Annotated in this window: 12 protein-coding genes and 1 pseudogene; 4 read left to right on the top strand and 9 right to left on the bottom strand. The window is 71.7% G+C overall.

Annotated features, from left to right (window positions below):
• The 4 genes and pseudogenes from ACZ6MA_RS33625 to ACZ6MA_RS33610 form a co-directional block, all read right to left on the bottom strand.
• Nucleotides 1–381 (bottom strand): annotated as a pseudogene (locus ACZ6MA_RS33625) (DEAD/DEAH box helicase); the annotation flags it as partial.
• Between the two features lie 318 nt (nucleotides 382–699).
• Nucleotides 700–903, bottom strand: a complete 204-nt coding sequence (locus ACZ6MA_RS33620; protein WP_018536328.1) for a cold-shock protein — start codon at nucleotides 901–903, stop codon at nucleotides 700–702.
• 354 nt (nucleotides 904–1,257) lie between these two features.
• The gene (locus tag ACZ6MA_RS33615; protein WP_469438675.1) at nucleotides 1,258–1,617 is read right to left on the bottom strand and encodes a MerR family transcriptional regulator; all 360 of its coding nucleotides are present in this window, start codon (nucleotides 1,615–1,617) and stop codon (nucleotides 1,258–1,260) included.
• Nucleotides 1,618–1,944: 327 nt separating this feature from the next.
• Entirely contained in the window at nucleotides 1,945–3,447 is a 1,503-nt protein-coding gene (locus tag ACZ6MA_RS33610) for a SulP family inorganic anion transporter (RefSeq protein WP_469438674.1), read from the bottom strand.
• 277 nt (nucleotides 3,448–3,724) lie between these two features.
• Between ACZ6MA_RS33610 and ACZ6MA_RS33605 the strand changes: the two genes are divergently transcribed.
• From ACZ6MA_RS33605 to ACZ6MA_RS33590, 4 genes are all read left to right on the top strand, one after another.
• Nucleotides 3,725–4,153: a YciI family protein gene (locus ACZ6MA_RS33605; protein ID WP_469438673.1), complete on the top strand. Its 429-nt coding sequence runs from the start codon at nucleotides 3,725–3,727 to the stop codon at nucleotides 4,151–4,153.
• 105 nt (nucleotides 4,154–4,258) lie between these two features.
• Nucleotides 4,259–4,843, top strand: coding sequence for an HhH-GPD-type base excision DNA repair protein (locus ACZ6MA_RS33600; RefSeq protein WP_469438672.1), 585 nt, complete (start codon nucleotides 4,259–4,261; stop codon nucleotides 4,841–4,843).
• Nucleotides 4,844–5,053: 210 nt separating this feature from the next.
• Nucleotides 5,054–5,350: a type II toxin-antitoxin system VapB family antitoxin gene (locus ACZ6MA_RS33595; protein ID WP_003986294.1), complete on the top strand. Its 297-nt coding sequence runs from the start codon at nucleotides 5,054–5,056 to the stop codon at nucleotides 5,348–5,350.
• Nucleotides 5,351–5,474: 124 nt separating this feature from the next.
• Nucleotides 5,475–6,125 (top strand): LytR C-terminal domain-containing protein, encoded by a 651-nt coding sequence (locus ACZ6MA_RS33590; protein ID WP_469438670.1) that lies wholly within the window; start codon nucleotides 5,475–5,477, stop codon nucleotides 6,123–6,125.
• Nucleotides 6,126–6,328: 203 nt separating this feature from the next.
• Here ACZ6MA_RS33590 and upp read toward each other — a convergent pair whose 3' ends face one another.
• From upp to sbnA, 5 genes are all read right to left on the bottom strand, one after another.
• Nucleotides 6,329–6,967 carry a uracil phosphoribosyltransferase gene (gene upp, locus ACZ6MA_RS33585; RefSeq protein ID WP_469438668.1) on the bottom strand — a complete coding sequence of 213 codons (639 nt, stop codon included), beginning with the start codon at nucleotides 6,965–6,967 and terminating at the stop codon, nucleotides 6,329–6,331.
• A gap of 99 nt (nucleotides 6,968–7,066) precedes the next feature.
• On the bottom strand, nucleotides 7,067–8,278 hold the full coding sequence (locus tag ACZ6MA_RS33580; protein ID WP_469438667.1) for an RCC1 domain-containing protein: 1,212 nt from the start codon (nucleotides 8,276–8,278) through the stop codon (nucleotides 7,067–7,069).
• A gap of 183 nt (nucleotides 8,279–8,461) precedes the next feature.
• Nucleotides 8,462–9,109, bottom strand: a complete 648-nt coding sequence (locus tag ACZ6MA_RS33575) for a response regulator transcription factor (protein ID WP_469438678.1) — start codon at nucleotides 9,107–9,109, stop codon at nucleotides 8,462–8,464.
• A 31-nt stretch (nucleotides 9,110–9,140) separates the two neighbouring features.
• Entirely contained in the window at nucleotides 9,141–10,133 is a 993-nt protein-coding gene (locus ACZ6MA_RS33570; protein ID WP_469438666.1) for a TauD/TfdA family dioxygenase, read from the bottom strand.
• On the bottom strand, nucleotides 10,133–11,143 hold the full coding sequence (sbnA, locus tag ACZ6MA_RS33565) for a 2,3-diaminopropionate biosynthesis protein SbnA (RefSeq protein ID WP_469438664.1): 1,011 nt from the start codon (nucleotides 11,141–11,143) through the stop codon (nucleotides 10,133–10,135). The genes ACZ6MA_RS33570 and sbnA overlap by 1 nt, the downstream gene beginning before the upstream one ends.
• Nucleotides 11,144–11,171 lie beyond the last annotated feature (28 nt).

Raw genomic sequence — 11,171 nt, 5'->3', positions numbered from 1 at the left:
GGTCTTGCCGGAACCGGTACGGCCACGGCCCAGCACATCCCGCCCGGCCAACGAGTTCGGCAACGTCGCCCCCTGAATCGGGAACGGGACGGTCACCCCGAGTCCGGTGAGCGTCGTCAGCAGCTCGGCGGGCAGGTCGAGCGCGTCGAAGGCCGTGACGGGGGGCAGTGCCGGGGTGATGGTCACCGGCAGTGCGAACTCACCCTGACGGGCCGCGGGGCGACGCCCGTAGCCACCGGACCGGCCGGAACCGGAGCCCTGCGAGCGGCCCTGGCCGCCCGAGCGGCCCTGGGCCTGCGCGCGGAAGCCGCGGCCGGAGCCCGCGGAGCCGCCGCTGCCGGAGCGGGCGTAACGGTCATTCGAACGGGTGGTGCGGTTCAAGTGGAACCTTCCTCGATACGGCACGTATCGAGGAATTCCCGGCGGCCTGCGATGAGCCGCTCAGAGATCGCAAGAACGAGCCGAAGAAAAGACGAAATCGAAGCCGGTCGTCTGGAAAGGACCGGCGGGCGTCCGGCTGCGCGCCCCTCGGCGCGACCACGGACGGGTCTGTGCGGCCGGAGTCATGGACGGTTTGTCCGCCATGATCCGGGAAAAGGGGATTGCCCGTGCGGCGCACCGCGGGCCGGTCCCCGGAAATGCAACGGGCTGGGGCCCGCACCCAAGGTGCGGGCCCCAGCCACGTCATGCGTCAGCCGCTTAGGCGGGGACGATGTTCTCCGCCTGCGGGCCCTTCTGGCCCTGCGTGACGTCGAAGTTCACCTTCTGGCCCTCCTGCAGCTCGCGGAAGCCCTGGGTGGCGATGTTCGAGTAGTGGGCGAACACGTCCGGGCCGCCACCCTCCTGCTCGATGAAGCCGAAGCCCTTTTCCGCGTTGAACCACTTCACGGTGCCAGTAGCCATGTCATATCTCCTTCGGGGCATTGCCCGAGGCCCGCACTGTGCGGTCCTCGCGTCGCCGTGATGATTGCCCCGGCCGGAAAGCACCGGAAATACGAAAGCGCACTCTCCGACATGGAATGCCGGGAAGCGCACTTGAAGTCCTTGGGTAACCACAACTGCAACTGAATCCACAGTAGCACGGCGCGAGCGGCCGGGCACGGGAAGTAATTTCACTCCGTCCGCTGCGCCATAAATCCTTACCGCGCATTGCACTGATTTCTGTGGCTGCGGCAATAGATATTCGGCGGCCCGGCCGTTCGCCCGCCGGGAGCCCGGCGCCGGATGCCCGTGGCAGGCCCGTCAGGGCGGGCCCCGTCAGGCCTCGTCGGCCCCGTCGGCCCCGCTCGGCTCGCCGGGACCGGCCCGGCGCAGCTTCTCGTTGTAGCGCAGGGCCTCTTCGAGCTGGTCCTCGAGGATCACGATGCGGCACGCGGCGTCGATCGGGGTGCCGCTGTCGACCAGCTCCCGGGCGCGCGCGGCGATGCGCAGCTGATAGCGGGAGTAGCGGCGGTGGCCGCCCTCGGAGCGCAGCGGGGTGATCAGCCCGACCTCCCCGATGGCCCGGAGGAAGCCGGGTGTGGCCCCGATCATCTCCGCGGCGCGCCCCATGGTGTAGGCGGGGTAGTCGTCGTCGTCGAGTCGATCGGAGGCGGACGATTGGTTCTCTGGGGGCATTCGCACCTTTTCTGGGACGCGCCGAGAGCCCCGGATGCCGTGCGGCACCGGGACTCCGAAGCGTTTTTCAGCACCATCCGTTCGGCAGTGTGCGCCGAATTTCACCGATTTGTGTCGGCCCAGGAGGGCGGCGTACGTCCCGCCTCCGGCGCTTCCCTGCCGATGCGGTGATGCTCACACCGGTTACGGGAAAAAGCCTAGCCCCGCACAAACTCCATGTCTACTGCCCCCAAGACAGGTTTTCACGCCCCCACGGGGGAATTTATTTCGCATTGCCCCGCGGGCCCCGGATCGGCGGGCGTGCGCCCGGGGCCGGCCCGCGGCTCGTCAGCCGGTCGCGGCGAGTTCCCCGCTGAGGGTCCCGTGCAGCTTGGCGCTGTGTTCGTCGAGCCCGGTGATCCGGACGGTCTTGCCCCGCTGCGCGTACTTGGCGGTGACAGCGTCCAGCGCGGCGACGGAGGAGGCGTCCCATATGCGGGCGGCGGTGAGGTCGATGACGACCTCGTCCGGGTCGCCGGCGTAGTCGAAGCGGTCGGCCAGGTCGTTCGCGGAGGCGAAGAACAGCGCGCCGGTCACCGCGTAGACGACCCGGCCGCCGTCGGGGTCGGTGACCGGGGTGACGTCCGCGACGCGGGCCACGCGCCGGGCGAAGATGACCATGGCGGTGATCGAGCCGACGACCACGCCGACGGCGAGGTTGTGGGTGGCGACCACACAGCCGACGGTGATCACCATGACGGCGATCTCCCCGGCGGGCATCCGCCGCAGGGTCTTCGGCGCGATGGAGTGCCAGTCGAACGCGGCCACCGACACCATGATCATCACGGCGACGAGCGCGGCCATGGGGATGTCGGAGACGACCGGGCCGAAGACGACGCACAGCACCAGCAGGAACACGCCCGCGAGAAACGTCGACAGCCGGGTGCGGGCACCGGACACCCGTACGTTGATCATGGTCTGGCCGATCACTGCACAGCCGCCCATGCCGCCGAGCAGACCGGTGACGATGTTGGCGATGCCCTGGCCGATCGATTCGCGCCTCTTGTCCGAGCGGGTGTCGGTGATGTCGTCGACGAGCTTCGCGGTCAGCAGCGACTCCATCAGCCCGACCAGCGCCATCGCCAGCGCGTAGGGGGCGACGGTCGTCAGCGTCTGCCAGGTGAACGGCACGTCGGGCAGCCCCGGCACCGGCAGCGAGGAGGGCAGGTCGCCCCGGTCGCCCACGGTCGGCACGGCGATTCCGGCGGCCACGGTGACGACGGTGAGGATGACGACGGAGACCAGCGGCGCGGGCACGGCCCGGGTGATCCTCGGGAAGCACACCATCAGCGCGATACCGGCGACGACCAGCGGATACACGGCCCAGGGCACGTTCCGCAGCTCGGGCACCTGGGCGAGGAAGACCAGGATCGCGAGGGCGTTGACGAAGCCGACCATCACGCTGCGCGGCACGAATCGCATCAGCTTCGCGACCCCGAGCGCGCCCAGCGCGATCTGGAAGACACCGGCGAGGACGACACAGGCGATCAGGTACCCGAGGCCGTGCTCGCGGTTGAGCGGGGCGATGACCAGGGCGACGGCCCCGGTCGCCGCCGAGATCATCGCGGGCCGCCCGCCGACGATCGCGGTGGTCACGGCCATGGTGAACGAGGCGAACAGCCCGACGCTCGGCTCCACCCCGGCGATCACCGAGAACGAGATCGCCTCGGGTATCAGCGCCAGCGCGACCACGAGACCGGCCAGCACCTCGGTGCGCAGGACCTTCGGGGACGGCCCGGACGGGCGGACGCCGCGCAGCCGCGCGACCGGGGACAGTGCGGAAGAGGGCAACGGAAGAGGAACCTGTCGTGCTCGGGCGCGCCCCGTACGGCGGGGGGCCGGGGGCGGGCGCGGGGGAAGACCGTGCGGAACCCGGCGCGCGGGCCGGGCGGGCGGCGCTCGGGTACGCGACCGGCGGAGCGGCCGTCGGCGCCCGTCAACTGTACCCAGGGCGCTCCCCCGGCCTCCGGCGCGAACGCCCCGGGGCCTGCGTACCCGGTGGTAGTCCCGGAGAGTGATTCCCGGGGACACCCCCGCGAGGTGACGACGCAGCCGAGGGAGCGAAGCCATGAGGTATCTGGTGACGGTGCAGGGCTCGCAGGCCGACTACGAGGCCATGCGCGGAACGGAGTCCGCGCACGGCCCGGCCTGGCACAAGGAGGAGGTGCAGGCGATGTTCGCCTTCATGGGGCGGCTCAACGACGACCTCGCCGCGAGCGGGGAGTTCGTGTACGGCGAGGGCCTGACCGAGCCGGCCCGCGCGCGTCGGGTGACCCGGGGCGAGGACGGCCGCCCGGTGGTCACCGACGACCCGTACGGCAAGACGGACGAGCTGCTCGCCGGGTACTGGGTGCTGGACTGCGCGAGCCTGGAGCGGGTCACCGAGATCGCCGAGCGGGTGACGCAGTGCCCGGTCCCACCGGGCGCCCCCGTGCGCCCGGTGGTGATCCGTCCCATCGACGAGGACGGCAGCGACGCGGGCGGGGGCGCCGTGTGAGACGCGTGACCGGGGCCGGGGAGGCGCCGCGCCCGCCCGCGCCGCCGCTCCCCGGCCCGGTGGCGAGAGCGTGCGACGGCCCGGCACCCGGGGGATCATCGGTCCATGTCCCCTTCCCTCCGGCTCGCGCAGCAGCCCGAAGCCGACGAGCTGCTCTCCCGCAGTCCGCTGGCCGCCCTGGTCGGCATGCTCCTGGACCAGCAGGTCCCCATGGAATGGGCCTTCACCGGGCCGTACACCGTGGTGCGGCGGCTGGGCCGCGACGACCTGGACGCCCGGGAGATCGCCGCCATGGCCCCCGAGGACCTGGAGGCGCTGTTCACGCAGAAACCGGCGGTCCACCGCTATCCGGCCGCCATGGCCAGGCGGGTCCAGCAGCTGTGCCGGTACCTCGTCGACCACTACGACGGGGACGCGAGCGCGGTCTGGCGCGACGCGGACACCGGCGGGGAGCTGCTGGGACGGCTCAACGAGCTGCCCGGTTTCGGCCGGCAGAAGTCCCAGATCTTCCTGGCGCTGCTGGGCAAACAGTTCTCCGTGCGGCCGGACGGCTGGCGGGAGGCGGCGGGCCCCTACGGCGAGGACGGCTCCCACCGGTCGGTGGCCGACATCACCGGACCCGAGTCGCTGGAGGAGGTCCGGGCCTACAAGCAGCGGATGAAACGGGCCGCCGCCGCGAAGAAGAGCTGAGCCCGCCCGGCGGTGGCGCGCGCGGTCCACAGCCTGTGCATAACGTTCGCCGGGTGCGGAACGCCGGTCGAATCCGAGGAAAATCCAGGGAAAAGGACCGTCGGCCACCCCCGCTCATCCAGGCATGACTCCTGGTATGCGGCTGATTGTCGCCTTCGCGCTGCCGCGCCATGGCTGCGCTCGGAGCCCGTCGCCCGGTAGGCTTTCCGTGTGATCTTCAAGCGCATCGGAAACGGGCGGCCGTACCCCGACCACGGCCGGGAGAGCACCCGGCAGTGGGCGGACGTCGCCCCCCGCCCGGTGCGCCTCGACCAGTTGGTGACCACGAAGCAGCAGCTCGACCTCGAGACGCTGCTCGCGGAGGACTCGACGTTCTACGGCGACCTCTTCGCCCACGTCGTGAAGTGGCAGGGCGATCTCTACCTGGAGGACGGTCTGCACCGCGCGGTGCGCGCGGCGCTCCAGCAGCGCCAGGTCCTGCACGCCCGCGTACTCGAACTGGGCTGAGCCCCGGGCGCGATACCTCGCGCCACCACCCGCCCCGGCCGATATTGGCCCTTTTGGGTTGGGGTGTCCGCAACCCGTTGATCATCTAGTAGGCAGCGGCTCCGGCCCGCACTACGCTGCGCCCATGAGCATGCTCACCCCTCCCGGCATGGGCGGAAAGTACCGCATCACGGGCAGCCGGTTCCCGCACATGCGCCGGGCCCGAAGCCGACGCAGGCTCGTGCTCGTCGCGGTCGCCGCGACCGTCGTGCTCGGCGTGGGCGGGTGGGGGACGATCCAGCTCGTCGACGTCTTCTCCGGCGGCAGCACCGAGACCCGCGCGGCGGCGCCCAAGGGCGGCAAGGGCCACTGTGCGCCCGCCGACGGCCGCACGGCGGGCCGCGCGGCCACCGCGGCCCCGAAGCCGCTGCCCAAGCCCTCCGACATCACCGTCAACGTCTACAACGCCACGCCGCGCGGTGGTCTCGCGAAGACCACCGCGGACGAACTGGCCAAGCGCGGCTTCAAGATCGGCAAGGTGGGGAACGCCCCCGCCGCCTACGACAAGAAGGTCGCCAAGGCCGGGCTGCTGCTGGGCGGCCCGGCGTCCGAGGGCGCAATGAAGCTCGTCGGCGCGCAGCTCACCGACACGGAGGCGCAGGGCGGCCGGCACGACGACGCGGACGTCGACCTGATCCTGGGGACGGCGTTCAAGCAGCTGTCGTCGCCGGCGGACGCGGAGCGGGCTGTTGCCGCCCTGACCGCACCGCCGGTGGCTTCCGCCACTGCCTGCTGACGCGCACCACCGCTGCGCGGCGGTGTCCTCAATCTCCCCAGCTACCGCTGGGAGGTACCCCCAGGGGCTGGTTTTGGCTGATGCGGCCGACACCAGCCAAAACAAGCCCGTCCGGCGCTTGAGGACGCGCCCGCAGGGCGCTCGCCGCCGCAGGCGGCAAGACAGCCCGCAGCCGACAAACAGGCCCGCGGCAGGCGTACCGCTCAGCCTGCGGCGGTCCCGTACATGCGGTCGCCCGCGTCGCCGAGGCCCGGGACGATGTAGCCGTGCTCGTTGAGGCGCTCGTCCACCGACGCCGTGACGACGGTGACCGGGGCGCCCGCCAGGTCGCGTTCCATGACCTCGACGCCCTCGGGCGCGGCCAGCAGGGTGATGGCGGTGACGTCGTCCGCGCCGCGCTCGATCAGTTCGTTGATCGCCGCGACGAGGGTGCCGCCGGTGGCGAGCATCGGGTCGAGCACGTACACCTGGCGGCCGGAGAGGTCGTCGGGCATGCGCGTCGCGTACGTCTCCGCCTTGAGGGTCTCCTCGTTGCGGATCATGCCCAGGAAGCCGACCTCGGCCGTGGGCAGCAGCCGCACCATGCCGTCGAGCATGCCGAGCCCGGCCCGCAGGATCGGCACCACGAGCGGGCGCGGGTGGGACAGCTTGACGCCGGTGGTGGCGCAGACCGGGGACTCGATGCCGACCTGCTCGGTGCGCACGTCACGCGTGGCCTCGTAGGCGAGCAGGGTGACCAGCTCGTCGCACAGGCGCCGGAAGGTGGGGGAGTCGGTGCGCTTGTCACGCAGCGTGGTGAGTTTGTGCGCCACCAGCGGGTGATCGACGACCTGCAAACGCACAACATCCTCCATGGGCCTGAACTGCAACAACGGCCGCAGCGGGCGGCCCACCGAACAGGCTACCTGGCGTCACGGTCCGCCGCCCCGCGCCGCCCGGGGTCAGGAGACCAGCCGCCCCCAGTCGTAGACGCCGCCGTTCTTCAGCACGAGGTTGTGCTGGGAAGTGGGCGAGAAGCCGGTGACGCCGGACGCGGTCTGGGCGGGGGCGAAGCAGAGGCCGAAGGCGTTGCCGCCCCAGGCGATCAGCGCGCCGTTCTTGAGCGCGTAGCTGCAGTAGCCCTCGGTGTGGACGGCGCTGACCCCCGACCGCGCGGCTTCCGGGACCGTGAGCTGGCCGTACGAGTTGCTGGTGCCCCAGGCGATGACCTTGCCGTTCTTGAGAGCGAGGACGTGATCACCGGAGGTGGAGACGGCGGTGACGCCGGACTTGGCCTCGGCGGGGACGTCAGTCGGCGCGTAGGTGCCCCAGACGACGACCTCGCCGTTCTTCTTGAGCGCGGCGTTGCCGAACGGGCCGGCGGCGATGGCGGTGACGCCGGACGTGGCCGCCGCGGGCACGTTGGTCCTCTCGCCGGCGTCGCCCCAGGCGAGGACCTTGCCGTTCTTCAGCGCCAGGCTGTGCACCCCGGCGGCCGACACGGCGCTGACCCCGGAGGCGGCCTCGGCGGGCACCGAGGCCTGACCGTAGCGGTTGTCGCCCCAGGCGAGGACCTTGCCGTCCTTCAACGCCAGCGCGTGGCGGGATCCGCTGCCGATCGCGCCGACCCCGGAGGCGGCCTCGGCGGGCACCGAGGTCTGGCCGTGGCTGTTGTCTCCCCAGGCGATGACCTTGCCGTTCTTCAGTGCCAGGTTGAAGTCCTCCCCGGCGCTCACGGCGTTCACGCCCGACCGGGCCCCGGCCGGTACCGCGACCCGGCTGAAGGCCTGGTGGTCGCAGTTGTCGGTGTCCCGGCAGATGCGGATCTCGATGCCGTAGGCGACCCGCGACACCTCCGCCGTGACCTGCTTCTTTCCGGGGCCGCACGCTCTCTCCGACGAGGCCCAGTCCGTGTACCAGCCCGGCTTGGGGCCGCTTGGGATGCCGCCGACCTGGAGGTAGTAACAGGCGTCCGGGTCGGGGTCGGTGATGTTCAGCTCGCCCGTCGCACGGGCCTTGTGGGTGCCGCTGTCGTAGGACCAGGTGCCCTGGCCGTCGGCGCCGGTGACGCTCTTGGTCCAGGTGTGGGGTTCGACCGCTGACGCGGTGGTCGCGCCGAGCAGCAGCGCGGAGCCCGCCGCTAAGGCCGTCAGTAACTCTCGTGTGGCGCGCATGACGTGAAGTCCTCCTCGGGGTGCCGAACGCGAACCCCTCGGGACGCCGACGGGCCCGCTTCCGGCCCTGACGCCACCCGAAGGGTCACCTTCCTTGCCACGAGAGGACGTTACGGGCGAGCCCTATCGGGGCGTTATCGGGCTTCGGTGTGAAATGCCCGGCCCGGGACCGCCGCGCTTCGCTCAGGGCCTGACCTCCTGCAGATACGCCACGACGGCCTTGACCCGGCGGTTGTCGGCGTTGGTGGAGGGGAGGTCGAACTTGGTGAAGACGGCCGCGACGTGTTTCTCCACCGAGCGTTCGGTGACGTCCAGGAGGGCGGCGATGGAGCGGTTGGAGTGGCCCTGCGCCATCAGGTCGAGCACCTCGCGTTCCCGGGCGGTCAGCCGGTCGAGGCGGTGCTGCCCGCCGCGGAACATGCGGTTGACGATGTCGGGGTCGAGGGCGACGCCGCCCGCCGCGACCCGGCGCAGGGCGTCCAGGAAGTCGGTGGTGCGCGCGACGCGCTCCTTGAGCAGATAGCCGATGCCGGAGGCGTCACCGGCGAGCAGCCGGGCCGCCCAGCCGGGTTCGGCGTGCTGGGAGAAGACGAGGATGCCGACGCCGGGGTGCTCGGCGCGGAGCCGGACCGCGGCCCGGATGCCCTCGTCGGTGTGGGTGGGCGGCATCCGGATGTCGACGATGGCGACGTCCGGGGTGTGCGTGGCGACGGCGGTGATCAGCTCGTCCGCGTCACCGGCGGTCCCCAGGACCTCGCACCCCCGGGCGGTGAGCAGTTCCACCATGCCCTCACGCAGGATGACGGAGTCCTCCGCGATAACGACCCGCACCACGTCCCCCGTTCACCGGTCGGTTCGCCCGTCATTCAACCAGGACGTGCCCGTCGCCGGGGCGCCACCCGCGTGAGCGGCGCAGCGCGGCGAGCGAGAAGGTGCGCTGGAGCCAGCGGTCCCGGCCGTCGTAGCGGGGGGTGAAGGCGGTGCGGCCGTGCGCGGTGACGTGGTTGTCGACGATGACCATGTCGCCGGGCCGCAGGTCCGAGGTCGCCGAACTCTCCTCGAAGAGCGCCCCCAGCTCGGCGAGGGCCGCCGCGCCGGCCGGGGTGACGGGCCGGGTGGCGGAGAAGTCCACGCGCAGGTCCGGGTCCTCGGGCGAGCCGGAGAGCACCGGGTGCGGCGGGGTGGCCGGGCCGTCCGTGCCGAACGAGGGGGGTGCCTCCGTGCGGAACTCGGGGCGGGAGAGCGCTTCGCGGGTCGCCGGGTCGAGCCGGTGCAGGACCTCGCGGACGCACACGGTCCGGGTGCCGGCGACTCCGTCGTGGTCGGAGCGCAGACAGAGCAGGATGACGTAGTCCGGGCGGTGTTCGTGGAAGGCGTTCTCCACGTGGAAGGAGAGCAGCACCGACCCGGCGTTGCCCTGGAACTCCTCCTTGCCCGCCACCGGCACGACGTCCTGCACCAGGGCGCCCGACTTCTCCTGCCGGAACGCGGCGGGGTCGCCGAGTCCGGAGGCCACCATGAGCAGCGTCGCGGCGGCGACGGACGCCTCGCGCTGTACGGAGCCGGCCGTGGCGGGGGTGTCCCGCAGGGCGTCGTCGCCCACCGGGAGGCCCCGTATCAGCAGGCGGCCCCGTGGTCCGGAGTGCCGGCGGAAGCGGCGGACCGCCTGCCGCAGCACGGCGGGCAGCTCCTCCCACGCCTCGCGGGCGGCGGCCACGAACTCGGGTGAGTCCACCCGGCCGCCGCCGGCGTCGAGGATCCCCCGCGCGACCTTCTCCACCGTGGCGGCGTCGGCACCGAGCGGGAGCACCGAGTCCTCGTCGGTGCGGGTCGTGGTCTGCGACAGCACGGTCATCAGGCAACACCTGTCTTGAGCATGGTCGGGACGTCGTCGGCCTGGCCGGGTTCCCCGGTGAGCGCGGCAGGTCCGTAGACCTCCTCGACCCACGCGTGCTGGTAGACCGAGTCCAGGTACCGCTCGCCCAGGTCGGGCGAGATCGCCACGGCGGTGAGGTCCTCGCCCGCGGCGTGCGTGTCGAGCCAGCGCAGCGCGCCGCTGACGACGGTCCCGGTGGAGCCGCCGAGGAGGAAGCCGCGCCGGGCCAGCCGGTGGCAGGCGCGGATGGTGTCCACCTCGGCGACGTGCACCACGTCGTCCACGAGGGAACGGTCCAGCAGCGGTGGTCGCACGCCCGTGCCCAGGCCCGGGATCATCCGGGGCAGCGGGGGGCCGCCGAAGGTCACCGAGCCGACGGCGTCGACCGCCACGACGGTGACCTCGGGCCGGTGTTCCTTGAAGTAGCGGGCGCAGCCCATGAGCGTGCCGGTCGTGCCGGCGCCGACGAAGAGCACGTCCAGGGCGGCGAAGCGCGAGGCGATCGCCGGCGCCGTGGACCGGTAGTGCGCCAGGGCGTTGTTGGGGTTGGCGTACTGATTGAGCCAGACGTACCGGTCGTCGGACGCACACAGTTCCCGGACGCGGCGCAGCCGGGCGCCGAGGAAGCCGCCTTCGCCCTCGGCGTCGGTGACCGTGTGGACCCGGCTGCCGACCGACTCGATGAGCTGCTTGGTGGCGAGGTTGCACCGGCTGTCGGTGACGCAGAGGAAGTCGTATCCCTTGCCGGCGGCGATGATGCTCAGCGCCACCCCCAGGTTGCCCGACGACGACTCCACCAGAATGGAATCGGGGCGCAGCACACCACTGGCCTCCACTGCCTCGATCATGGACCGGGCGGCCTTCAGCTTGATCGATCCCGCGAAGTTGAATCCCTCGCACTTGAGGTAGAGCCCGCGGCCGAAGGTCGCCCGCAGATCGACGAACAGGTCTTCCTCGTGGTACTCCTGCGCCTCCGAGATGATCGGCACAGCTCAACTCCCGTTCCGGGGCTGTGGC

The sequence above is a fragment of the Streptomyces sp. NPDC042259 genome (genome assembly GCF_055582085.1).
This window is presented reverse-complemented; position numbering and strand designations above follow the sequence as displayed.

Coding starts and splice junctions, on each gene's coding strand:
- ACZ6MA_RS33590 (WP_469438670.1), top strand. CDS start 5,475: ATGAGCATGCTCACCCCTCCCGGCATGGGCGGAAAGTACCGCATCACG.
- ACZ6MA_RS33605 (WP_469438673.1), top strand. CDS start 3,725: ATGAGGTATCTGGTGACGGTGCAGGGCTCGCAGGCCGACTACGAGGCC.
- ACZ6MA_RS33615 (WP_469438675.1), bottom strand. CDS start 1,617: ATGCCCCCAGAGAACCAATCGTCCGCCTCCGATCGACTCGACGACGAC.
- ACZ6MA_RS33580 (WP_469438667.1), bottom strand. CDS start 8,278: ATGCGCGCCACACGAGAGTTACTGACGGCCTTAGCGGCGGGCTCCGCG.
- ACZ6MA_RS33570 (WP_469438666.1), bottom strand. CDS start 10,133: ATGACCGTGCTGTCGCAGACCACGACCCGCACCGACGAGGACTCGGTG.
- ACZ6MA_RS33620 (WP_018536328.1), bottom strand. CDS start 903: ATGGCTACTGGCACCGTGAAGTGGTTCAACGCGGAAAAGGGCTTCGGC.
- ACZ6MA_RS33600 (WP_469438672.1), top strand. CDS start 4,259: ATGTCCCCTTCCCTCCGGCTCGCGCAGCAGCCCGAAGCCGACGAGCTG.